The sequence below is a fragment of the Candidatus Pelagibacter sp. uisw_138 genome (assembly GCF_059512485.2).
Window position 1 is genome coordinate 1,337,541 of the sequence record NZ_CM183453.2, and the last position, 21,428, is coordinate 1,358,968.

At 28.6% G+C, this 21,428-nt stretch carries 27 protein-coding genes and 1 tRNA gene; 12 read left to right on the forward strand and 16 right to left on the reverse strand.

Going from position 1 to position 21,428, the window contains the following annotated elements:
• Positions 1-19: 19 nt before the first annotated feature.
• Positions 20-94, reverse strand: a tRNA-Gly gene (locus AC5YGC_RS07165).
• 97 nt (positions 95-191) lie between these two features.
• Between AC5YGC_RS07165 and AC5YGC_RS07170 the strand changes: the two genes are divergently transcribed.
• On the forward strand, positions 192-833 hold the full coding sequence (locus tag AC5YGC_RS07170) for an LON peptidase substrate-binding domain-containing protein (protein WP_496139538.1): 642 nt from the start codon (positions 192-194) through the stop codon (positions 831-833).
• 2 nt (positions 834-835) lie between these two features.
• Here the strand turns inward: AC5YGC_RS07170 and AC5YGC_RS07175 are convergent, their stop codons facing one another.
• Positions 836-1,930, reverse strand: a complete 1,095-nt coding sequence (locus AC5YGC_RS07175; protein ID WP_496139539.1) for an FAD-dependent monooxygenase — start codon at positions 1,928-1,930, stop codon at positions 836-838.
• Between the two features lie 64 nt (positions 1,931-1,994).
• On the opposite strand from AC5YGC_RS07175, the gene AC5YGC_RS07180 reads away from it, so the two are divergent.
• A complete protein-coding gene (locus AC5YGC_RS07180) occupies positions 1,995-4,085 on the forward strand; it encodes a DNA translocase FtsK 4TM domain-containing protein (protein ID WP_496139540.1) in 2,091 nt (696 codons plus the stop codon).
• On the forward strand, positions 4,085-4,639 hold the full coding sequence (locus AC5YGC_RS07185) for an outer-membrane lipoprotein carrier protein LolA (RefSeq protein WP_496139541.1): 555 nt from the start codon (positions 4,085-4,087) through the stop codon (positions 4,637-4,639). The genes AC5YGC_RS07180 and AC5YGC_RS07185 overlap by 1 nt, the downstream gene beginning before the upstream one ends.
• Here AC5YGC_RS07185 and AC5YGC_RS07190 read toward each other — a convergent pair whose 3' ends face one another.
• Genes AC5YGC_RS07190 through hisB form a run of 7 tightly spaced genes read right to left on the reverse strand, consistent with a single transcriptional unit; the run spans position 4,640 to position 8,505 of the window.
• On the reverse strand, positions 4,640-5,143 hold the full coding sequence (locus tag AC5YGC_RS07190; RefSeq protein ID WP_496139543.1) for a GNAT family N-acetyltransferase: 504 nt from the start codon (positions 5,141-5,143) through the stop codon (positions 4,640-4,642). It lies immediately after the preceding gene.
• Positions 5,140-5,505: an HIT domain-containing protein gene (locus AC5YGC_RS07195; protein WP_496139544.1), complete on the reverse strand. Its 366-nt coding sequence runs from the start codon at positions 5,503-5,505 to the stop codon at positions 5,140-5,142. Before AC5YGC_RS07195 ends, AC5YGC_RS07190 begins: the two co-directional genes overlap by 4 nt.
• On the reverse strand, positions 5,505-5,810 hold the full coding sequence (gene hisE / locus AC5YGC_RS07200; protein ID WP_496139545.1) for a phosphoribosyl-ATP diphosphatase: 306 nt from the start codon (positions 5,808-5,810) through the stop codon (positions 5,505-5,507). Before hisE ends, AC5YGC_RS07195 begins: the two co-directional genes overlap by 1 nt.
• A 2-nt stretch (positions 5,811-5,812) precedes the next feature.
• Positions 5,813-6,568 (reverse strand): imidazole glycerol phosphate synthase subunit HisF, encoded by a 756-nt coding sequence (gene hisF / locus AC5YGC_RS07205; protein WP_496139546.1) that lies wholly within the window; start codon positions 6,566-6,568, stop codon positions 5,813-5,815.
• Positions 6,561-7,280, reverse strand: a complete 720-nt coding sequence (gene hisA, locus AC5YGC_RS07210) for a 1-(5-phosphoribosyl)-5-[(5-phosphoribosylamino)methylideneamino]imidazole-4-carboxamide isomerase (protein WP_496139548.1) — start codon at positions 7,278-7,280, stop codon at positions 6,561-6,563. The genes hisF and hisA overlap by 8 nt, the downstream gene beginning before the upstream one ends.
• 2 nt (positions 7,281-7,282) lie before the next feature.
• The gene (gene hisH, locus AC5YGC_RS07215; protein ID WP_496139549.1) at positions 7,283-7,909 is read right to left on the reverse strand and encodes an imidazole glycerol phosphate synthase subunit HisH; all 627 of its coding nucleotides are present in this window, start codon (positions 7,907-7,909) and stop codon (positions 7,283-7,285) included.
• 5 nt (positions 7,910-7,914) lie between these two features.
• Positions 7,915-8,505: an imidazoleglycerol-phosphate dehydratase HisB gene (hisB, locus tag AC5YGC_RS07220; RefSeq protein ID WP_271520795.1), complete on the reverse strand. Its 591-nt coding sequence runs from the start codon at positions 8,503-8,505 to the stop codon at positions 7,915-7,917.
• A 91-nt stretch (positions 8,506-8,596) separates the two neighbouring features.
• On the opposite strand from hisB, the gene hslV reads away from it, so the two are divergent.
• Positions 8,597-9,112, forward strand: a complete 516-nt coding sequence (gene hslV, locus AC5YGC_RS07225; protein ID WP_011281633.1) for an ATP-dependent protease subunit HslV — start codon at positions 8,597-8,599, stop codon at positions 9,110-9,112.
• Positions 9,112-10,479, forward strand: a complete 1,368-nt coding sequence (gene hslU, locus AC5YGC_RS07230) for an ATP-dependent protease ATPase subunit HslU (protein ID WP_496139550.1) — start codon at positions 9,112-9,114, stop codon at positions 10,477-10,479. Before hslV ends, hslU begins: the two co-directional genes overlap by 1 nt.
• On the opposite strand, the gene AC5YGC_RS07235 is transcribed toward hslU, so the two are convergent.
• Both AC5YGC_RS07235 and AC5YGC_RS07240 read right to left on the reverse strand, forming a co-directional pair.
• Positions 10,469-10,990 carry a Smr/MutS family protein gene (locus tag AC5YGC_RS07235; protein ID WP_496139551.1) on the reverse strand — a complete coding sequence of 174 codons (522 nt, stop codon included), beginning with the start codon at positions 10,988-10,990 and terminating at the stop codon, positions 10,469-10,471. The genes hslU and AC5YGC_RS07235 overlap by 11 nt on opposite strands.
• Positions 10,991-11,584: a Tim44/TimA family putative adaptor protein gene (locus AC5YGC_RS07240; RefSeq protein WP_496139552.1), complete on the reverse strand. Its 594-nt coding sequence runs from the start codon at positions 11,582-11,584 to the stop codon at positions 10,991-10,993. It abuts the gene before it with no gap.
• A 58-nt stretch (positions 11,585-11,642) separates the two neighbouring features.
• On the opposite strand from AC5YGC_RS07240, the gene AC5YGC_RS07245 reads away from it, so the two are divergent.
• Together AC5YGC_RS07245 and AC5YGC_RS07250 are read left to right on the forward strand one after the other, a co-directional pair.
• Positions 11,643-12,065 (forward strand): FxsA family protein, encoded by a 423-nt coding sequence (locus AC5YGC_RS07245; protein WP_496139553.1) that lies wholly within the window; start codon positions 11,643-11,645, stop codon positions 12,063-12,065.
• Positions 12,049-12,471, forward strand: coding sequence for a protein-export chaperone SecB (locus AC5YGC_RS07250; protein WP_496139554.1), 423 nt, complete (start codon positions 12,049-12,051; stop codon positions 12,469-12,471). The genes AC5YGC_RS07245 and AC5YGC_RS07250 overlap by 17 nt, the downstream gene beginning before the upstream one ends.
• On the opposite strand, the gene dnaQ is transcribed toward AC5YGC_RS07250, so the two are convergent.
• From dnaQ to AC5YGC_RS07275, 5 genes are read right to left on the reverse strand one after another with little or no spacing between them, the layout of a single operon-like run.
• Positions 12,464-13,135, reverse strand: coding sequence for a DNA polymerase III subunit epsilon (dnaQ, locus tag AC5YGC_RS07255; RefSeq protein WP_496139555.1), 672 nt, complete (start codon positions 13,133-13,135; stop codon positions 12,464-12,466). The genes AC5YGC_RS07250 and dnaQ overlap by 8 nt on opposite strands.
• 1 nt (position 13,136) lies before the next feature.
• Positions 13,137-13,706: a dephospho-CoA kinase gene (gene coaE / locus AC5YGC_RS07260; RefSeq protein WP_502314016.1), complete on the reverse strand. Its 570-nt coding sequence runs from the start codon at positions 13,704-13,706 to the stop codon at positions 13,137-13,139.
• Entirely contained in the window at positions 13,703-14,500 is a 798-nt protein-coding gene (gene aroE, locus AC5YGC_RS07265; RefSeq protein WP_496139557.1) for a shikimate dehydrogenase, read from the reverse strand. Before aroE ends, coaE begins: the two co-directional genes overlap by 4 nt.
• A complete protein-coding gene (locus AC5YGC_RS07270) occupies positions 14,497-15,084 on the reverse strand; it encodes a Maf family nucleotide pyrophosphatase (RefSeq protein WP_496139558.1) in 588 nt (195 codons plus the stop codon). The genes aroE and AC5YGC_RS07270 overlap by 4 nt, the downstream gene beginning before the upstream one ends.
• The gene (locus tag AC5YGC_RS07275; RefSeq protein WP_496139559.1) at positions 15,077-15,901 is read right to left on the reverse strand and encodes a pyruvate, phosphate dikinase/phosphoenolpyruvate synthase regulator; all 825 of its coding nucleotides are present in this window, start codon (positions 15,899-15,901) and stop codon (positions 15,077-15,079) included. Before AC5YGC_RS07275 ends, AC5YGC_RS07270 begins: the two co-directional genes overlap by 8 nt.
• Before the next feature lie 284 nt (positions 15,902-16,185).
• Between AC5YGC_RS07275 and hemE the strand changes: the two genes are divergently transcribed.
• The 5 genes from hemE (at position 16,186) to mnmE (ending at position 21,383) form a co-directional block, all read left to right on the forward strand.
• Positions 16,186-17,187: a uroporphyrinogen decarboxylase gene (gene hemE / locus AC5YGC_RS07280; protein WP_496139560.1), complete on the forward strand. Its 1,002-nt coding sequence runs from the start codon at positions 16,186-16,188 to the stop codon at positions 17,185-17,187.
• Complete coding sequence (gene hemH / locus AC5YGC_RS07285) at positions 17,188-18,222, forward strand: ferrochelatase (RefSeq protein WP_496139561.1); 1,035 nt, start codon at positions 17,188-17,190, stop codon at positions 18,220-18,222.
• The gene (gene hemJ, locus AC5YGC_RS07290) at positions 18,215-18,649 is read left to right on the forward strand and encodes a protoporphyrinogen oxidase HemJ (protein WP_496139562.1); all 435 of its coding nucleotides are present in this window, start codon (positions 18,215-18,217) and stop codon (positions 18,647-18,649) included. The genes hemH and hemJ overlap by 8 nt, the downstream gene beginning before the upstream one ends.
• A gap of 68 nt (positions 18,650-18,717) precedes the next feature.
• On the forward strand, positions 18,718-19,986 hold the full coding sequence (gene rho, locus AC5YGC_RS07295; RefSeq protein WP_496139563.1) for a transcription termination factor Rho: 1,269 nt from the start codon (positions 18,718-18,720) through the stop codon (positions 19,984-19,986).
• Positions 19,987-20,051: 65 nt separating this feature from the next.
• The gene (gene mnmE / locus AC5YGC_RS07300) at positions 20,052-21,383 is read left to right on the forward strand and encodes a tRNA uridine-5-carboxymethylaminomethyl(34) synthesis GTPase MnmE (RefSeq protein WP_496139564.1); all 1,332 of its coding nucleotides are present in this window, start codon (positions 20,052-20,054) and stop codon (positions 21,381-21,383) included.
• Positions 21,384-21,428 lie beyond the last annotated feature (45 nt).

The window sequence follows — 21,428 nt, forward strand, 5'->3', positions numbered from 1 at the left end:
TTAGTATGTTTTAAAATTTTGGAGCGGGTCAAGGGAATCGAACCCTCTACCTAATCGTTGGCAACGATTCGCTCTACCAATGAGCTAGACCCGCTTATAAAAGACAATATAAATAGATGGTTTTTTAAGTTCAATCAATAATAAAGTTTTTGATTAGTATATAGATCTTCAAAAATTTGCTAAAAGAAAGAATGAAAAAACAAGATTTACCAAAAACTATACCTGTCTTTCCATTAAGTAACTTTATTATATTTCCATATACAACAGTCCCATTAAATATATTTGAACCAAGATATATTGAAATGATTAATGATAGTATGAAAACAAACAAGATGATTGGTTTGATTCAACCAAAAAATAGTGATGATAGTTCTATCTCTGGGCTTCATAAGATTGGCTGTTTAGGTAAAATAACTAATTTTAAAGATACGTCAGATGGTAGATATATGATTGATCTAAATGGAATAACGCGGTTTGAAATAACTAAAGAAATTAAAAGTACAAAACCTTACCGTATTTGTGAAACCAATTATGATAATTTTGAACTTGACTTAACTCCTGAAAAAAAGAAATTAAAATTTTCCGATCTTGAATCCATCTTTAAAGATTTAAAATTATTATTTGAAAAAAAAGGATATATCATAAATTGGAAATCTTTAGAAAAACAAGATTTGAACGAAACAATAAATGCCCTAGCAATGGCTTCTCCTTTTTCGCTAGAAGAGAAACAAATTTTATTAGAAAGTAAAAATTTAAAAGCACGAAAAGATAAAATTTCAGAAATATTAAGCACTTATAGTTTTGATGATTTTCATAATACAACTATTCAGTAAGCTTACAAATTTATCCCTGTGTCAGCTAGTTTAATAAAATAATTGTTTAGATTCTTATTTTTTCCAATACTTTTGAGAATTTTACTAAAGCTTTTATTTTGAACTTTTTTATCTAAGTTAAAGAACTCATAAATCATATCTATGGCTTTAGAAAAAACAAAATTTTTATCTTTCGTTTTTTTTTCAAACTCGTCTAATATCAGTGAATCTAATTGCATACCCAATTCAATTTTGTCTTCAATAATTTTAGTTAGAATTTTAAGATCCCGTATTGTCATGTTAAATCCTTGTCCTGCTAATGGGTGCACTCTGTGAAGCATATCTCCAAAAGCTAAAATATTTTTATGATGATAGTTTCTTAAATTTGAAGAACTCAGTTCAAAACTATTTAATTTATCAATTTTATTAATTTTATATTTAGGGTTATTTTTATTAATTAAATCTATTACATCGCTGTTATCAAATTTTTGATTCTTAATATCTATTGAGTATACTACAGATGTTTCAATGTTTGAGATTGGTAAAAATGCAATTGGACCTTGCTTTGTAAAAATTTGAGTTGCTGTATTATTCTCTATTTTTTTATGTTTTAAAATGGTGGTATAAGCAAGATTATGATAATTTTTAATAATTTTTTTTGTGAAATATTTTTTTGCTAAAAAATTATTTGCATCACAATTAATTATTAAATCATATTCTTTTTTATTTAAAAACTCTTCATTAATATCTTTTTTTAATATTATTTTTTTAAAAAACTTACTTTTAATAAGGTTACTTTTTAATGACTTTAAAAGTTCATCATTTTTTATCATATAAAATAGATCATTTTTATCATTCTCAAATTTTAATAAATTTTCTGTATCAATTTTATCTGTATAAATTTCTATTTTATTTATTTTCCAATAATTAGTTTTGGAAATTTGAAAAATTTTTTCTTTAAAAAATTGAAAATTACTTTTGGATATTCCTATTGTTCTATTGGAAGAAAAATTATCATTTCCAATTTTGTGATAATAATGAACATTTATTTTTTTATTTATAAGGCTTTTAGCTAAAGATAGAGCAGTTAGACCTTCACCAATAATACAAACTTTCATAATAATTTTAATTTTAACAATAAAAATTAGATGATACAAAGTGATTAATTAGACTCATTTATTTATGGAATTTAAAAAATTAGCCAACAATACAATTAATTTTGGCATAAATAGAATTATCGAAGCTGCTGGTATTGCTCTTGTTGTAATTGGCCTTCTTTTACTCGTTTCTCTTGCAACCTTTTCTCCTGACGATCCTAATTTTATTTTTCCAGATAATACTGAGATTAAAAACTTACTTGGTTTTAACGGTAGTTACACAGCTGATCTTTTTTTTCAAACTTTTGGGCTAATTGCTTTATTAATTCCATTTACACTTATATTTTCTGGCATAAATATAGTTCTAAATAAAAAAATTTTTTTAATATTTGAAAGTATTTTTTATTCTGTTCTTTATTCTTTTTTTGGCTCTCTATTTTTTTCCTTTTTTTACCCTGCTGCTTTCAATCTTTATATTAATGGAAATGGTGGTTTTATTGGAAAATATTTAGAAACAACTTTTTTAACTTCTTTAATTAGTGTTAATTCTCAAATTTCTTATTACTTGTTAATTTTAATTATTTTAATTTTATTTTTAATTAGTATCCATTTTAAAATTAGTTCTTTTTATAAAATGATAAAAAAACTTTTTAGGTTAATCTTTGTAAGAAAAGAAAAGAGCTACACTAATGAAAATGAGATAATTAGTGAGTTTATACCGCAAGAAGAAATTACAAATTTAATTCAAGAAGATTTGCCCTTTATAAAAAGTGAAAATAAATCTCTTAGCAAAAAAATTCGCTTCCAACTACCTACAATTGATTTGCTTAAAATCCCCACACACAAAGATAGAGAAAAATTAAAAGATGAAGATTATATTGATAGTGAATTTTTAGAAAAAATCTTATTAGATTTTGGAGTTAGTGGAGATATTAAGAAAGTTAGTCATGGCCCCGTGGTAACACTAAATGAATTTGAGCCAGCAGCTGGTGTTAAAGTATCAAAAATTATTAATCTCTCAGATGATATTGCTCGAAACACTAGCTCTGAATCTGCTAGAATCGCTACTATACCAGGACGTAGCACTATTGGTATAGAACTTCCAAATTCTAGTCGTGAGAATGTTTATTTAAGTGAAATACTCTCTAACTCTGATTTTAATAAAAAAGATATCAGATTACCGATTGCGTTAGGTAAGAATATTTCTGGTATTCCTGTTGTTGGAGATTTAGCTTCTATGCCTCACTTATTAATTGCTGGAACTACTGGATCGGGTAAATCTGTTTGCATAAATACTATTATCTTATCCCTACTTTATAGACACACGCCAGACAAATGTAAGTTCATACTAATTGATCCAAAAATGCTTGAACTATCAACCTATGAAGGCATACCTCACTTATTGTGTCCTGTGATCACTGAGGCAAAAAAAGCTGCCTCTGTCTTAGGTTGGGTTGTTAAAGAGATGGAAAATAGATACCGACTTATGACTAAAGAAGGGGTGCGTAATATTGATGGCTATAATGCTAAGCACACTTTGGCTATGCCCTATATTGTTGTTGTGGTAGATGAAATGTCTGACCTAATGCTTGTTGCTGGAAAAGAGATAGAAAATTATATTCAGAAATTATCACAAATGGCAAGAGCTGCTGGAATTCATATTATAATGGCCACACAAAGACCAAGTGTTGATGTTATTACAGGAACCATTAAAGCAAATTTTCCAACAAGAATATCTTTTCAAGTAACCTCAAAAATTGATAGTAGAACAATTTTAGGTGAACAAGGTGCGGAACAACTACTTGGTAAAGGAGATATGCTTTATATGTCTTCTGCAAATAAGATTGTTAGAATTCATGCTCCATTTGTATCAGAAAGTGAGATTGAAAAAGTTAACAATTATTTAAGAAGTCAAGCAGAGCCAAATTATATAAATGAAATCTTAAATTTTGTAGATGAAAAAGAATTGAGTGGAGAAGCATCTAGCTCAGGTGATAAAGATGAATTGTACCAAGCGGCACTTGATATTATTAGATCAGAGGGCAAGGCATCTACTTCGTTTTTACAAAGAAAATTACAAATAGGGTATAATAGAGCTGCAAGAATTATTGACATGATGGAAGCTGACGGAGTTGTGAGTAAAGCTAATCATGTTGGTAAAAGAGATGTTCTTTAATGCATAGAATAATAATTATTTTATTGTTTTTCAGTTTTTACCTTCCAGCCAACTCATTGCCAAAAGATAAGATAATTTCTCAAATGAAAATTACAAATAATTTAAGTTTCAATTTTTTACAAACAATTAATGATAAAAGTGAAGATGGAAAATGTATCATTGAATATTCTAAAAAAATCTTTTGTGAATATAGCAATCCTAGTAAAAAAAAATTAGTATCTAATGGAAAATCTTTAGTTATCAAAACCAGTAACAAAGGAAGTTATTATCGTTATCCACTTAACAGAACTCCTTTAGAATTTTTACTAGATAAAGAATATCTAATTTCTAAAATAGAGGAGCTGGAGCCAAGAGATATAGAGAACAAATACTTAAATTTTAAAATTTTTGAGAATAATACTGAAATTAATATTTTTTTTGATAAGAAAGATTTAAATTTAATTGGATGGCAAACTGAAGATATTTATCAAAATTTATCAATAACGTTTATTTCTTCTGTTAAAAAAAACCAAGAGATAGATAGTAAGATTTTTAAATTACCTGAAAATAATTGATCATCTGATTAAGGTTTCAGACTTAAAATTTTTCATACCTCTAGCCAAATAATTTTTTAAAGCATTTTTATGATCTAGGGAACAAGTGTGAACCCAAACTCTTTCACATCCCATATTAAATGAACTCTTAATTGCTTCACTTAATAAATATCCTCCTAATTTTTTTCCATAATATTCTTCCAAAATTCCAAAATAAGCAATTTCAGCTTCTTTGCTTTGTTTGTTAAATAACAGTTCAAAATAACCAGCTATTTCACTTTTATCTTTAAGAATGTATGTAAATAGCTGATCATTAGAAATATAATCTGTCCAATTTAAATCTGTCCAAATAAGTCTATCAATCCATTGACAATTCTTACCAATAGTTTTGTAAAAAAATCTATTTAATTGAAAATCCTTTGGGTCAGCAAGCTCTACAGAGTAATTCTCTGCAGGCTTCTTAACTTCTTTTAATTCACCTAGAGATCTTATCTCTAAATAATTTCGATAAATTTTGTCTGTCACTCAACCATTTTTCCAATTTTTTCTCCTCCAAATAAATGGAAGTGTAAATGTGGAACCTCTTGACCTCCATCTTCACTCAAATTTGTTAAAGCTCTATAGCCTTTACCTGTATCTGTTGAGATACCTAACATTTTCGAAACTTCTGTAATAGCTTTGCTTAATGCGACTATCTCTTGGTCTGAGGCTCTATTGTTAAAATCATCTAAATCAATGTACTCACCTTTTGGAATAACTAATGCGTGTATTTTTTTTTGAGGATTAATATCATGAAAGGAAAGAATATGATCATTTTCAAATATTTTTTTACAAGAAATTTCTTTTCTCAAGATTTTTGCAAAAATATTATTTTTGTCGTAGCTCATTATCTATTTTTCTTTTCTTCAATACCTGATTGTTTTTTTCTGTCTTCCAACTCTTTTAGGACATCTTCAAACTTAATATCAGCTGCCTCAAGTGTAACTAATATATGATAAATTGTATCTGCTGCTTCATGAACTATATTAGATTTATCATTTAGGGCCCCTTTAAGTTCACTAAATTCTTCTTCCATTTTATCTATACATTTAGACAGACCACCTGATAATAATGATGAAGTATAAGATTTATCTTCGTCCTTATTTTTTCTGTCTCTAATTGTATTTACTAAATTTAATAGATTTTCTGACATGTCTAAATCCTAACGGGAATTCCTTTTGAATTCAAATATTGTTTGGCTTCATTAATTGAGTGTGTTCCGTAATGAAAAATTGAAGCTGCTAGTACAGCGCTAGCATTGCCAAGCCTTATACCATCAACTAGGTGATCCAAGTTACCTACTCCACCCGAAGCAATTATGGGTATGTTAACTATCGAAGATATTTTAAACATTAAGTCATTATCATAACCAATTTGAGTACCATCTCTATCCATAGAGGTAACTAGTAATTCTCCTGCTCCATTATCTTCCATTTTTTTCGCAAATTCTATTGCATCTATATTTGTGTTATTTCTCCCACCATGGGTAAAAACCTCCCATTTATTGCCATTTTTTTTAGCATCTATTGCAACAACAATACATTGTGATCCAAATTTTTTTGAACTTTTGATTATCATTTCAGGATTTTGAACTGCTGCAGTATTGATTGAAACTTTATCTGCTCCACAATTTAATAATTTATTAATATCTTCAACTCCCCTAACCCCACCACCAACCGTTAAGGGTACAAAACATTTTTTAGATGTTCTTTCAACCACATCATAAATTGTGTCTCTATTTTCATTGGAAGCAGTAATATCTAAAAAACAAATTTCATCAGCGCCACCATCACTGTAAATTTTTGCTTGCTCAACTGGATCGCCAGCATCTTTTAAATCTACAAAATTAATTCCCTTAACAACTCTGCCATTTTTAACATCAAGACATGGGATAATTCTATTTTTAAGCATCTAATTCTCTCACTAATTCGTCTAATTTAATATCACCATCATATATAGCTTTACCAACTATTATTCCTTCAATATTTTTTAAACCTTTTGCTTTTTTAATGTCATCAATTGAAGACACTCCTCCTGAAATAATTACTGGGCAATTAGATATATTTGCAACATTAGTTGTTTCTTCAAAATTAGGACTTTGTTTGGTGCCATCTCTATCTATGTCTGTATAGATTAATCTGCTAGCACCATAATCATTTACTTCTTTTAAAAAATCTAAAGTCAATTGATTAGAGTTTTCCTGCCATCCTGAAACAGACAAGTATCCATCTTTAGCATCTAGACCTAAGGCAATTTTATTTGGAAATTTTTGACAAGCTTCTTTTAAGAACTTCTTATCTTTTATAGCTGCACTTCCTAAAATAACTTTTTCAACTCCTATATCTGTATATTTTTGAATACTATCAATAGTTCTAATGCCTCCACCTACTTCAATTTTTAAATCAAATTTATGAATTATTTCTTTAATAATATCCAGGTTAACTGTCTCTCCTGTTAAAGCACCATCTAAATCAACAATGTGTAAATTTTTAAAGCCATGATCTTTGTATTTACCAGCTTGATCAACTGGTGATGTTTCATATTCAGTTTTATTATTAAAGTCCCCTTTAATTAATCTCACACATTTTTTGTCTTTAATATCTATAGCTGGAAATATTTTCATATTTATAAATTTAAAAAATTTTCTATAATCTTAAGTCCTATTTTATCACTCTTTTCAGGGTGAAATTGAGTTCCAAAAATATTTTCTTTTTCAACAGAACAGGCAATGTTTGATGAATAGTCTGTTGTTGCTGAAATTACACTTTTGTCATCTGGAATAAATTCATAGCTATGTACAAAATACATGTGTGATTTATTTTCTATATCCTTAAAAATTTTGCTTTCTTTAATAATACTAATTTCGTTCCAACCAATGTGCGGAAGTTTGAATTTATTATTTTGATTATTGATCTTTAAAACTTTTCCTGAAATCCAACCAAGTCCTTTTGTTTCAGTTTCTTCATAACCAAGATCTGCAAACATCTGTAAACCAACACAAATTCCTAGAAGAGGTTTTTTATTAGTTATTGCAAACTCATTGAGTGTCTCTACTAGACCATTTATGCTATTTAATGCATCAACGCAGCTCTTAAACGATCCCTGCCCCGGTAAAACTACTTTATCACTTGATTTAATCTTATTTAGATCCGAAGTTACTTCGATATTAACTTTGTCTTTAGCAACTTCTTTAAAAGAATTTATTACAGAGCTGATATTTCCTGAATTATAATCAACAATTGTGACATTCATTAAACTTATAATGAGCCTTTAGTTGATGGGATACTTTTTTTATTTCTAGGATCTATCTCTAAAGCTGTTCTTAATGACCTTGCTAAAGCCTTAAAACAAGACTCGATTATATGATGACTATTATCTCCATAAATATTTTCCATGTGCAGAGTTATTCCTGCTGATTGAGAAAATGCTTGAAACCATTCTTTAAAAAGTTCTGTGTCCATCTCTCCAAGTCTTTCTACTTTTAATTTAACTTTCCATATTAAATAAGGCCTATTTGAAACATCAATTGCAACTCTTGTTAATGTTTCGTCCATTGGAATCATTGCATGAGCATATCTTTTAATTCCTTTAAAATCTTTCAGTGCTTTTTTTAAAGCTTCACCTATAGCAATTCCAGTATCTTCTGTTGTGTGATGAAGGTCTATATGAGTATCACCTTTTGCTTTAACTTTTAAATCAATCAATGAATGCTTTGATAATTGTTCAAGCATGTGATCTAAAAAACCTATTCCAGTATCAATTTTATATTGACCTTTACCATCAATATTAACTTCAACACTGATGCTGGTTTCTTTTGTTTTTCTAGAGACTTTTCCTATTCTGCTCATAATATATAATATGTATATAGGGATTAATTGCCTATATCAATATTTGCAATCTACTACTTGAAGAATAAAAATTAATATCCATTTATAATCTATGACTACAATAGTACTTATTAGAAAAAACAATGAAGTGGTGGTTGCAGGTGATGGCCAGGTTAGTATGGGCAATACTGTTATAAAAAGCACTGCTGCAAAAGTTAGAAAAATTGAAAAAAGAAATGTAATAGCTGGGTTTGCTGGATCAACTGCAGATGCATTAACTTTATTTGAAAGACTAGAAGCAAAACTTGAAAAACATGCTGGTAACCTTCCAAGAGCAGCTGTCGAGTTAGCAAAAGATTGGCGAACTGACAAATATTTAAGAAGGCTAGAAGCTTTAATGGCTATTGGCGATAAAGAAAATAGCTTTATAATTTCAGGAACTGGTGATGTATTAGAGCCAGAGGGTGATGCCATAGGTATAGGATCAGGCGGAAATTATGCTTTGGCTGCTGCTAAAGTTTTATTGGATACAGATTTGAGTGCTGAAGAAGTTGCAAGAAAAGCAATTCAAGTTGCATCTGAAATTTGTGTATTTACTAATAATAATATTAAAATTGAAAAAATTTAATGAAAGATACAAACGTTACACCTTTTCCAAAAGAAAAAAATGAAAAGAGAGATAACTCTTTAGTTAGCTCTTTGTCTCCACGGGAAATAGTTTCCGAATTAGATAGATACGTTGTTGGACAAAATAAAGCTAAAAAAGCAGTCGCTATTGCTCTAAGAAATAGATGGAGAAGACAAGCTTTAAAAGGTGAAATGAAAGACGAAGTTTTACCTAAAAATATTTTAATGATTGGGCCAACTGGAGTTGGTAAAACAGAAATTTCTAGAAGACTATCTAAATTGGCTGAAGCTCCTTTTGTGAAGGTGGAGGCTACAAGATTTACTGAGGTTGGATATGTTGGAAGGGATGTTGAACAAATTATAAGAGATCTGCTTGAAATTGCAATTGCAATGGAGAAAGTAAAGAAAAGAAAAGAAGTTCATTCAAAGGCTCAAAAATTAGCAGAAGAAAAAGTTTTAGATGCTCTAGTTGGAAATAAAGCAAGCCTTGCTACTAGAGAAAGTTTTAGAAAAAGATTAAGAGATGGTGATTTAGATAATAATGAAATTGAAATAGCAGTAAATGATAGTAGCTCTCAAGCTGCGTTTGAAATTCCTGGAATGCCAGGAGCAAATATTGGAATGATAAATATTGGGGAGATGATTGGAAAATCTGTTGGGAATAAACAAAAAAAGAAGAAAATGACCGTTAAAGAGTCTCATGAAATTTTAATTAACGATGAAGCTGACAAGTTAATAGAGGAAGATAAAATTATAAAATCAGCAAAAGATTCAACAGAAAATAATGGAATAGTTTTTTTAGACGAGATAGATAAAATTTCAGGAAGGACAGACAGATCTGGTGGAGATGTTTCTAGAGAAGGTGTGCAAAGAGATCTACTTCCTCTAATTGAAGGAACAACAGTTAGTACAAAGTATGGTACAATTAAAACTGATCATATTTTATTTATTGCATCTGGAGCATTCCAGCTGGCCAAACCTTCGGACTTACTTCCAGAATTACAAGGTAGATTACCAATAAGAGTTGAGCTTGAAGCTTTAACTAGTGATGATTTTAAAAGAATTCTTAAAGAGCCAGACTATAGTTTAATTAAACAGTACGTTGCTCTTTTAAAAACAGAAAACGTTGAACTAGAATTTTCTGATGACGGTATTGATGCGATTGCAAATATGGCTTCAGAGGTTAACAATACTGTAGAAAATATTGGTGCTAGAAGATTACACACTATCATCGAAAGAATTTTAGATGATATTAGTTTTACAGCAACAGATAGAGCCGGTGAAAAAATTATAATAGATTCTGGATATGTAAAACAAAATCTAGATGAGCTTGTTAAGGATACAGATTTATCTAAATTTATTCTTTAAATTTATTCTTGTTTTTAAGATAGATATAAAAAGCTCCACTACCACCATCTTCAATCTTAGAGTCTGTAGTTTCAATAATAAGTTGTGTTAAACTTTTATTTTTTTCAATAAATTCTGGAACAGAATATTTTAGTATGCTCAAGTCCTTTGAAAGGTAAGGATTTTCAACATTTTTAGACCTTAATCCTTTGCCTGTAATCACAATTATTTTAGTAACACTTTCCTCAAAACACTTTTGAATAAATTGTTCTATAGCCTTATTTGCTTCTTCAATAGTGTAACCATGAAGATCTATTTTCTTTATCTTCTCATATCTTATATTTTTTTTATGAACGGTATCTTTATTAGGAATTTTCTCTTTATTATTTAAAAAGTTTTCCCAGTCCTGTTTGTCTTTATCTGGATTTTTTATATCTTTTTTTTTTACAGGATTTTTATTAAGATTTTTTTTTTTGTTATTTAGGAAATTTTCCCAATCTTCTTTATCTTTGTCTGTTATCTTCTTAATCAATTAGGTAATAGTATCAATTAATAGCCAGTTTGGATTTGATGATTTTATGTCTTTTGAGAAAACCCAAGTATCATAAACAGTTTTTATTTTCTCACTATCTCCTGACACAATCTTTTTATCTTTGTCTTTTATGCATGTAATAATTTCACTAACAAAATCCACTGTAACTTCTAAACTATCCTCAATTTTTTTATGAGTTTTAATTACAGCTGACTTAATCCCTATAAAAGTTATTTCAGCATAATGGCCTTTATTAGCTCTATCTTCAAGCGCCTCTTTAAACTGATCATAAATTTTTTTACCCAAAAGGGGTTTGCTTGCTATCAGCTTGTTATCACTATCACTAAAATCTGTAATAATTGTTTCATAAGCAATTTTTGCACCCTTTAAAAATTCTTTTTGTGACACTTCATCAAAATTTTCACTAATTGGTTTTGGGGCTATATTTATTTTTTGAAATTGCTTTTCAAATTTTGGTGAAATTTTTCCTTCAAAACCAGTTTTTTTACCAAGTATTCCTCTTAAACGAAGAAAGATGAAACCAGCAATCATTGCTAAAAGAATAATATCTATGTATTCAAAACTATAACTCATAATTTAATAATATTTACTATGTTGATTAATTACAACTAGCAATTTAGACTAAAGACAAATGAACACATTTTTATTATTACTAACTGGCATTCCTATTATCGAGATTTACTTGTTTATCAAGTTGGGTTCTCAAATTGGAGCCTTTAACACGATTTTACTCATCTTTATTACAGCTTTTTTTGGTATTATCTACGCCAGATATGAAGGTTTTAACACTCTAAAATCAGGAATGTCTCAAATGGTAAAAAATGAACTTCCAGTTTATGAAATTATTTCAGGTGCAGCTTTAGCATTTGCAGCATTACTTTTAATTTTACCTGGTTTTGCTACAGACTTTCTGGGTATATTAATAATATTTCCACCAACAAGAAAATTGATATTTAAAAAAGTATCAATTAAAAAAAAGCCTGTAAATAAAAAACAAGATTTTATTAATGGTGAATTTGAAGATATAGAGGATGAAAATGACAGAAAATTATAAAATTATTGGAAGCTTTATTAAAGATATGTCAAGTGAAACACCCGATACACCAACATACATATTCGTAAGAGATAAAATTTCTAAATATAAATTAAATATTGATATTAATTCAAAGGCAGTAAAAGATGGAATTATTGAAGTCAATACAATCATAAAATTTTCAGACCAACCTGAAATTTTAAAAAAAGCATATTTTGAAATAACTTACACATCTATAGTTAAAGTGGATGAAAAAGTTTCTGATAAAAAAGAAATGGAAAAAATTATTCTATGTGATGTGCCTAATAAAATTTACCCCGACCTAGAGAGAATATTTTTAAATTTATTAACTGACTCTGGGTATCCTGGAATAAAATTTGAAAAAAAAGTTGATTTTACTGAATTGTATAAACAAAGAGCTAATTAAAAAAATTTTTCTTTAAATTGTTTTTTAAATATTTCTTATGAAGCTTAAGTTCTGTCTCTGATGGTTTGACTATTTTTTTATAATACTGATTTGTATCATTTGAATTAATTATTATTTTTTCATTATCTTCATTTTTAAAATTTAAGGTTGGTTCTTTTTGATCAAGAAGATTAATATAAACTTTAGCTAAAAGATCACAGTCAATAAGAGCTGTATGTTGTGTTCTTTTTGAATAATCTACTCTGTATCTTTTACACAATGCATCAAGACTTATAGGGGAGCCTGGGAATTTATCCCTAGCTAAAGCAAGTGTGTCTATAACATTTTCGCTGTTTAGTTTTTTCTTGCCTAGTAATGCTAATTCGTTGTTTAAGTGAGATAAATCAAATTCAGCGTTGTGTATTACAAGTCTCTTATTTTGTATGAAGTCCAAAAATTCATCCACTATTTCTCCAAACTTCTTGTGAGTAGATAAAAATTCATCCGTATAACCATGAACTTCTAGGGCTTTTTCAGAAACTTTTCTTTCAGGATTAAGATAACAGTGAAATCTATTTTTTGTTGGTATCAAATTTTCCAATTCAATACATCCAATTTCTACAATTCTATGTCCATCTCTAACAGATAGTCCTGTTGTTTCAGTATCTAGTATTACTTCTTTCATTTTATATAATTCTCTTTAAAATTTTTTTTACACTTATCTTAACAAGTTTATTGGTAAAATTATTTTTAATAATATAGTTAGATTTTTTCTTTTTATAACTAAGTGGTAACTGTATTTTTTTAAATTGGTTATATAAGTTAAAATTAAAATTATCTCTTTTTTTTAGTCTTTTTATAATCTCTTTTTTTTTTGATTGAATAAAAACTATTATATCACTTTTCTGGTTTAGTTTATTTTCTAATAAAAGAGGGATGTCTAAAATTATGGCTTTTCTTTTTTTATTTTTTTTTAAAAAAGTAGATAATTTTTTTTTAACTTCTGGATGAATAATTTTAGTAATTTTTTTTAAATTTTTTTCACTATCCTCTATAGCTTTTATAATTTGTATTTTATTTATTGGAAATACTGAAAAATATTTAGGTAAATTTTTTTTTAATTTTTTAAAACAATTTTTGTTTTTTTTATATATGCTTGCCACCTCTTGATCGGCATTAAAAACTGGGTAACCAAAGAGTTTAGAGATATGACTTTTTCCAGAACCAATATCTCCTACCACTGCAATTTTAATCATATATTTAAAAGATTTATTGTTTCATTATCTACTTCTGGAACAACTTTATGCCAGATAAAAAAGGCTTTTTGAGCCTGATAAATAAACATCATTTTACCATTCTTTGTTATTCCACCATACTTTTTTGCATTTTTTAAAAAGTTTGTTTCTGGTGGATTATAAATTAGATCATAAAAAAATTTGTCTTTGCTAATTTGTTGATAATTAATATTAATTTCATCTTCCTCTTTTAATCCAATACTTGTTGCGTTTATGATTATATCAAAATCTAAAATTTCTCCCCATTTAATAATTTCAATTTCTGGAAAGTTTTTCTTTAGCTCAATTGCTTTTAATTCTGTTCGATTACTTAAATAAATTTTTTCGATTTGCATTTTCTTAAGCGCAATAATAATTGAAGGAACAACCCCACCCGCCCCAAGTATTAGAACTTTTTTATTTTTAGTTTCTGGCCCTGTTTCTTCTAAACCAAGTTTAAAACCCTCTATATCAGTATTATCACCTATAATTTTATTACCATTTTTATAAATTGTGTTTACTGATTGAGAAATTTCTGCTTCCTCACTTAACTCATCTAAAAAAGGTATAACCATCTTTTTAAATGGTACTGTTACATTTAACCCATGAATTTTTTCTTGCCTAATATTAAAAATTAAACTTTCTATCTCATTATAACTTAAAAGCTTTTTTTCATAAGCTGCATCAATTTTATATTTTTCTATCCAATAATTATGTAATTTTGGTGACAAGCTATGATCAATTGGATTTCCTATAACTAAAAATTTTTTTTTCATTTTATAATATTAAGATATTCTTTAATTTTTTTGACTGGAAGGCCCATGATCGTATCTTCATCCCCTTCTATTTTTGAAAATAAACTTCTTCCTTCTCCTTCAATTTGATAAACATTATAAGCATAGAGATCCTCATTAGAAATCTTTTCCAAGTAATTCTCTAGTTCCAAAAAAGTCATATTTTTCATGGTTAATGAGGCTTTATCTGTGTAATTCCATATCATTGATCCACCCCTTGAAATACAAACAGAACTTATCAGTTGATGAGTTTTTCCATTCATTTTTTTTAATATTTCTAGTGCCTTAGCTCTATCGTTTGGTTTTGATATTATTTCACCCTCTAAATCTATTACGCTATCTGCTCCAAGCACCATTTCCTCTGTAAACTTTTGGCTTATTTTGTTGGCCTTTAATTCTGCTAAATTTTTTGAAATAATTGTTGGAGTTGCCTTTTCTTTCAATAAACTTTCTTTAACACTATCCTCGTCCACGTTAGATGGCTCTATTTTACACTTAATATTATTTGCCTCTAAAATTTTTTTTCTCACACCACTTTTTGATGCAAGTATAATTTCTTTAACCATTATTTTTATTTATTTCATAAATCTTAATTATTGATGCTGCAGTTTCTTCTACTGATTTTCTGGTAACATCAATTGTTGGCCATTTATACTTGGTAAATGTTTTTTTGGCTTCGTTAATTTCTTTTTCTATTTTACTAATATTTGTATAGCTTGTATTTTCTTTTTCTTTAAGAGCACTCATCCTATTTTTTCTAATATCAACTAGTCGCTGAGGTTCTGTTGTTAAGCCAACTACACAAGAAAGTTTAGGATTCTTTTTTAAGTTTTCTGGTATTGATTGTTCGTTTACCAGAGGAATATTTAGGGTTTTATAACCTTTGTTGGCTAAATAAATTGATGTTGGTGTTTTACTTGTTCTGCTTACTCCTAACAATATCAAGTCTGCTTTATCTATATCTTCAACAAGGTTTCCGTCGTCGTGAGCCATGGTAAACTGGATAGCTTCGATTCTTTCATAATATTCTTTGTTCAAGGCATGTTGTCCGCTTGGAACGTGGGATGCCTTTTGATTTAATAGTTTAGAAAAATTCGTTATTAAATTTCCTAAAACGCTGAAGCATGGAATTTTTTTTTCATCTCCTTTGTTTGCTAAAAACTTTGCAAGAGAAGTGTCAACAATTGTATATAAAATTATTGCATTATCATTTTTTTTTGCTTCTTCCATTATTTTAGAAACTTGATTTTCTGTCCTTGTAAAAAAGTAAGATTTAACATCATATTTTATGTTTTTAAATTGAGCTTTAATTGCTAAAAACACTCTATCTAGAGTCTCTCCAGTGGAGTCAGAAATAAGGTATATTTGATATGTATTACTCATGTATTAAAAGTTGATATTTAAGTATTATTTTTATCATTTTTTAAAATAATGATGTTTTTTATTTTTCACTGTAAAAACTCGTTTTTATTAACATTAATAAACATGTGAACTATTAATATACATTTTATCTAATAAAATTAAATAAAGGCCTGATTTGTAAAATATAATTCCCTTCTATAAATTATTAATTGTTAATAAATCATGTATAAAATGTGTAAAACAATTAATTACCAATATTCACATACTATATAACTAATACTATAATTAAATATTTACTTATTATTATGACACCCATCCAAGAAACCATAATGAACAAAAAAACAACTAATTCTCCAATATGGTTAATGAGACAAGCAGGTAGGTATCTTCCAGAGTTTAGGGAAATTAGAAAATCAAATCCGGATTTTATCAATTTGTGTTTGAATGAAAATTTATCATCAGAGATTACTCTACAACCTTTAAAAAGATTTGAATTAGATGCAGCAATAATTTTTTCAGATATTTTAATGTTACCGTATGGGTTAAATCAAAAGGTAGAATTCAAAAAAGATTTTGGCCCACAATTAGGTTCTTTAAATTTAGATCAAATGTCTAAGGTTGATGAAATCGATTTTATAGAAAAATTATATCCGGTTTATAAATCAATTAAAAAAGTAAGCGAAAATAACTTAATTAAAAACAAAAACGTAATAGGCTTTGTCGGAGCACCATGGACATTGTTAGTTTATATGATTAATAAACATTCACCAAAAAAAGAATTAATAAAAGATTTTTTTAAAGATGAATTTCTAATAAATAGAATTTTAATAATCTTAGAAAAATTTTTAAAGCTGCATATCGACCAACAAATAAAAAATGGTGCAAGCGTGATTCAGATTTTTGATAGCTGGGCTGGTTTGTTAGGAGAAAAAGATTTACCAAACTATATTTATATTCCAACACTAAATTTAGTTGATTATGTAAAATCACTGAACGTACCAGTAATTTGTTTTCCAAGAGGAATAAAAAATTATAAAAATTATTGTGATATTGTTAAACCCGATGCTGTCAATATCGACTATGATGTAAACCCAATATCTATATGCAAAGAAATTAATATACCTGTCCAAGGAGGACTTGATCCAAAGATATTATTAACGGATAAAGAAAATTTAAAAAAAGAAACAAGAAGATATTTAGATATATTCAAAGATCACCCATATATTTTTAATTTAGGGCATGGCGTATTGCCTCAAACAGATCCTAATATGGTGGATTATTTGGTGAAGATGGTAAAAGATTATTAAATGAAAAAAGCAATTATTTTATTTAATCTTGGGGGCCCAGATAAATTAGAAAATGTTGAACCCTTTTTATTTAATTTATTTAATGACCCAGCGATTTTAAATTTACCAACCTTTTTAAGATACCCATTAGCAAAACTAATCTCTAATAGAAGAGCACCTGTTGCTAAGAAAATTTATGCAGAATTAGGTGGCTCATCACCCATATTAAAATTAACCAAAGAACAGTCTGATGCTCTAGAAATAAAACTAAATCAAACGCAAGAGGAAGACGAATACAAATGCTTCATCATAATGAGATGCTGGAATCCAAGAGCTAAAGATGTGATTAAAGATGTTCAATTATATGGCCCAGACGAAGTTGTTTTAATGCCCCTGTATCCCCAATACTCTGCTGCAACATCGGGGTCTTCAATTAAAGAATGGAAAGACGTTTGTAAAAAAAATAACTACCATGTAAAAACAAGCACAATATGCTGTTACCCAACAGACAAGAATTTTATTAACGCTCATACGAAAGAGATAATAAAAAAAATTAAAGATCTTAAAAACTTTAAATTAATATTTTCTGCGCACGGCCTACCAGAAAAAAATATTAAAAAAGGAGACCCCTATCAATGGCAAGTGGAACAATCGGTTAAAAAAATAGTTGAGAGTTTAAATGATGAGAACCTTGATTGGATATTAAGTTATCAAAGTCGAGTTGGTCCACTAAAATGGATAGGACCATCTACAGAAACTATAATTATTGAAAATTCCAAGATTGGTAAGCATATCGTTTTGGTCCCTATCGCGTTTGTTTCCGAACACTCAGAAACTCTCGTTGAGCTTGATATAGAATATAAAGAAATAGCAGATGCTAATGGATGTAAAAATTATACAAGAGTTCCAGCACTTGGAATTAATGAGGATTTTATTAAAGCAATGTCAGAATTAATAATTAAAAAAAATGAATATAAAATTAGTGAGGATCTTTATCCACCAAAGATACAATGTCCATCTAATTTTAAAAAATGCCCCTGTTTAAATTATGAATAGTTATTTATTATTTAAGAGCCTACATTTAATAGCAGTAATCTCATGGATGGCAGGACTTTTATATTTACCCAGAATTTTCGTATACCACGTAGAAAATTTAAAAGATAAAAACACTTCTTCAGTATTTAAAACAATGGAAAAAAAATTATATTTTTACATCATGACACCAGCAATGATTTTAACTTGGGTGTTTGGATTAATTTTAATTTCCTCTTTAGGCTTCGAAGTTTTTTCTGCAACTTGGATTAAACTAAAATTATCGTTAGTGATTTTATTAACCTTATATCATTTCTATTTATCCAAACTTTTTAGTGATTTTAATTTGGATCAAAATACTAAATCCTCTAAGTTTTTTAGAATAATCAATGAAGTACCAACAATATTGCTTATTTTAATAGTTTTTATTGTTGTTTTTAAGCCCATCTAAGCTTGTAATAGTTTAAAGAGTATATATATTTATCTCACTTACAAAAATTTTAACCCCCTCCCCCACTCATGAATATACAAGAACTTAAATTAAAATCATCTGAACAATTAATAGCACAAGCAGAAAAGCTAGGCATTGAAAATGCTAGCACACTTAGAAAACAAGAAATTTTATTTGCTATATTAAAAAAAGTTGCAGAAAAAGAGGAGATAACTGGAGCTGGAGTTTTACAATTATTACAAGATGGATTTGGTTTTTTAAGAGCAATGGAATCAAATTATTTAGCTGGACCAGATGATATCTATGTTAGCCCAAGTCAGATTAGAAAATTTGGTTTAAGAACAGGAGATACAGTCGAGGGTCCCGTTAGAGCACCCAAAGAAGGAGAAAGATATTTTGCATTATTACAAGTAGAAAAAATAAATTTTGAAGAACCAGAAAAAGCTCGCCACAAAATTGCGTTTGATAATTTAACTCCACTCTACCCAAATAAACAAATGGTGATGGAAGTTGAGACAACCAAGATTGAAAAAAAACCAGATTTAACTCCAAGATTAATTGATCTTGTAAGTCCAATTGGAAAAGGTCAAAGATCAATAATTATCTCACCCCCCAAAGCTGGTAAGACAATGATTTTACAAAGCATTGCAAATTCGATTGCTAAAAACTATCCAGAAAGTTACTTGATGGTTTTATTGATTGATGAAAGACCAGAAGAAGTAACCGATATGAAAAGAACAGTTAAGGGTGAGGTTATCAGCTCTACTTTTGATGAGCCTGCTTCAAGACACGTTGCTGTAGCTGAAATGGTAATTGAAAAAGCAAAAAGATTAACAGAGCATAAAAAAGATGTAGTAATTTTATTAGACTCGATCACAAGATTGGGTAGAGCTTATAATGCAGTGATCCCAAGTTCTGGAAAAGTTTTAACAGGTGGTGTTGACGCGAACGCACTTCAAAAACCAAAAAGATTTTTTGGTGCTGCTAGAAATATTGAAGAAGGTGGATCTTTAACAATCATCTCAACAGCTTTGATTGATACAGGATCAAGAATGGATGAAGTTATTTTTGAAGAATTTAAAGGAACCGGAAATAGTGAAACAGTTCTGGATAGAAAAATTGCTGAAAGAAGAATTTATCCAGCAATCGATATAACTAAATCTGGAACAAGAAGAGAAGAATTACTTTTTGATAAAGACGACCTTTCAAAGATGAACGTACTAAGAAGAATCATTAGTCCAATGGGAACAATGGATGCTATTGAATTTATTAATTCAAAACTTAAAGAAACAAAAAGTAATGCAGATTTCTTTAGCTCAATGAATAAACCAGCTTAGTACAAATCTCCTACCAATTAATTTAAAGTTTTACAGAACTACAAAATTGAAGCTATAATATTCGCATGACAATTTATGCTCTTTCCACTGGCCCAGGAATTTCTGGAATAGCTATTGTTAGGGTTTCGGGAGAAGATACTAAAAAAGTAATAAAATTATTAACCAATGCGGCGCTTCCAGAGCCAAGAGTTGCTACATTAAGAAAGATCAACAAAATCAACACTTCCGAGCTTATTGATGAGGGGATAATATTGTGGTTTCCTGGCCCTGAGAGCTACACAGGTGAAGATATGGCTGAATTCCACATACACGGAAGCAAAGCAGTAATTGATGCCCTTCACTCCTCTGTTTCAAAAATTGAAAATTGTCGTCTAGCCGAAGCAGGTGAATTTACAAAACTTGCATTCCAAAATGGAAAAATAAATTTGCTGAAAGCAGAAAGTATTGCTGATTTAATTTCGGCAGAAACTGAAATCCAAAGACAACAAGCAATAAAAATTATGAATGGAAAATCTGCAGATAAATTTAACAACATAAGAGAAAAACTTTTAAAAATTTTATCACACGTTGAAGCAAAAATAGATTTTCCAGACGAAGACCTGCCTGAAGATATTTTGAAAAATATTAAAAAAATTTCCAATGAAGTAATTTTAAATGTAAAAAAAATTTTAGATGACCAGAAAGTTGGTGAAAGAATTAGAGAAGGTTTTAAGATTGCAATCATAGGACCGACCAACGCTGGAAAATCTAGTTTACTAAATCACCTTTCAAATCGAGATGCAGCAATCGTTTCAGAAACAGCTGGAACAACAAGAGATGTAATCGAGACACATTTAAATATTGATGGTTATCCAGTTGTTGTTTCTGACACTGCAGGAATCAGAGATTCTAAAGATGAAATAGAAAAAAAAGGAATAAAATTAGCACTTGATAAGGCTGAAAATGCAGATCTAAAGTTGATCGTTATAGACGCTAAAAGCATTGATTTTAAAGGAATTCTTAAGGAATTGATGGATGAAAATGCAATACTTGTAGTTAATAAATCAGATCTTTTAAAAGAAGATTTAAGTCCTGAAATAAAAATTTTTGAACATATTTTAATTTCAGTAAAAAACAATCTCAACGTAGAAGATTTAATTTTAAAAATTAAAAATAAATTAAAAAATAAATTCATCACAAGTGAGGATATTTTAATTACTCGTGAAAGACATAGGCAACATCTTGAACAAAGCTTAAATTATTTGAAAAACTTTGAAGAAAAAAATGAAGCAGAAGATTTTGATAAAGCTGCAGAAGATCTTCGTTTAGCAACTCGGCATTTAGGAATGATAGTTGGAAAAGTAGATGTTGAAGAAATATTAGGCAGTATCTTCAATGATTTTTGTATTGGAAAATAAATAATACCAATATTAAAACTGTTTTTTTCTCAAATAAACTAATAC

What these genes read in the sequence shown, in the direction of transcription:
- AC5YGC_RS07170 (WP_496139538.1), top strand. Translation starts at nt 192, where the DNA reads ATGAAAAAACAAGATTTACCAAAAACTATACCTGTCTTTCCATTAAGT.
- AC5YGC_RS07175 (WP_496139539.1), bottom strand. Translation starts at nt 1,930, where the DNA reads ATGAAAGTTTGTATTATTGGTGAAGGTCTAACTGCTCTATCTTTAGCT.
- AC5YGC_RS07180 (WP_496139540.1), top strand. Translation starts at nt 1,995, where the DNA reads ATGGAATTTAAAAAATTAGCCAACAATACAATTAATTTTGGCATAAAT.
- AC5YGC_RS07185 (WP_496139541.1), top strand. Translation starts at nt 4,085, where the DNA reads ATGCATAGAATAATAATTATTTTATTGTTTTTCAGTTTTTACCTTCCA.
- AC5YGC_RS07195 (WP_496139544.1), bottom strand. Translation starts at nt 5,505, where the DNA reads ATGAGCTACGACAAAAATAATATTTTTGCAAAAATCTTGAGAAAAGAA.
- hisE (WP_496139545.1), bottom strand. Translation starts at nt 5,810, where the DNA reads ATGTCAGAAAATCTATTAAATTTAGTAAATACAATTAGAGACAGAAAA.
- hisF (WP_496139546.1), bottom strand. Translation starts at nt 6,568, where the DNA reads ATGCTTAAAAATAGAATTATCCCATGTCTTGATGTTAAAAATGGCAGA.
- hisA (WP_496139548.1), bottom strand. Translation starts at nt 7,280, where the DNA reads ATGAAAATATTTCCAGCTATAGATATTAAAGACAAAAAATGTGTGAGA.
- hisH (WP_496139549.1), bottom strand. Translation starts at nt 7,909, where the DNA reads ATGAATGTCACAATTGTTGATTATAATTCAGGAAATATCAGCTCTGTA.
- hisB (WP_271520795.1), bottom strand. Translation starts at nt 8,505, where the DNA reads ATGAGCAGAATAGGAAAAGTCTCTAGAAAAACAAAAGAAACCAGCATC.
- hslV (WP_011281633.1), top strand. Translation starts at nt 8,597, where the DNA reads ATGACTACAATAGTACTTATTAGAAAAAACAATGAAGTGGTGGTTGCA.
- hslU (WP_496139550.1), top strand. Translation starts at nt 9,112, where the DNA reads ATGAAAGATACAAACGTTACACCTTTTCCAAAAGAAAAAAATGAAAAG.
- AC5YGC_RS07240 (WP_496139552.1), bottom strand. Translation starts at nt 11,584, where the DNA reads ATGAGTTATAGTTTTGAATACATAGATATTATTCTTTTAGCAATGATT.
- AC5YGC_RS07245 (WP_496139553.1), top strand. Translation starts at nt 11,643, where the DNA reads ATGAACACATTTTTATTATTACTAACTGGCATTCCTATTATCGAGATT.
- AC5YGC_RS07250 (WP_496139554.1), top strand. Translation starts at nt 12,049, where the DNA reads ATGACAGAAAATTATAAAATTATTGGAAGCTTTATTAAAGATATGTCA.
- dnaQ (WP_496139555.1), bottom strand. Translation starts at nt 13,135, where the DNA reads ATGAAAGAAGTAATACTAGATACTGAAACAACAGGACTATCTGTTAGA.
- coaE (WP_502314016.1), bottom strand. Translation starts at nt 13,706, where the DNA reads ATGATTAAAATTGCAGTGGTAGGAGATATTGGTTCTGGAAAAAGTCAT.
- aroE (WP_496139557.1), bottom strand. Translation starts at nt 14,500, where the DNA reads ATGAAAAAAAAATTTTTAGTTATAGGAAATCCAATTGATCATAGCTTG.
- AC5YGC_RS07270 (WP_496139558.1), bottom strand. Translation starts at nt 15,084, where the DNA reads ATGGTTAAAGAAATTATACTTGCATCAAAAAGTGGTGTGAGAAAAAAA.
- AC5YGC_RS07275 (WP_496139559.1), bottom strand. Translation starts at nt 15,901, where the DNA reads ATGAGTAATACATATCAAATATACCTTATTTCTGACTCCACTGGAGAG.
- hemE (WP_496139560.1), top strand. Translation starts at nt 16,186, where the DNA reads ATGACACCCATCCAAGAAACCATAATGAACAAAAAAACAACTAATTCT.
- hemH (WP_496139561.1), top strand. Translation starts at nt 17,188, where the DNA reads ATGAAAAAAGCAATTATTTTATTTAATCTTGGGGGCCCAGATAAATTA.
- hemJ (WP_496139562.1), top strand. Translation starts at nt 18,215, where the DNA reads ATGAATAGTTATTTATTATTTAAGAGCCTACATTTAATAGCAGTAATC.
- rho (WP_496139563.1), top strand. Translation starts at nt 18,718, where the DNA reads ATGAATATACAAGAACTTAAATTAAAATCATCTGAACAATTAATAGCA.
- mnmE (WP_496139564.1), top strand. Translation starts at nt 20,052, where the DNA reads ATGACAATTTATGCTCTTTCCACTGGCCCAGGAATTTCTGGAATAGCT.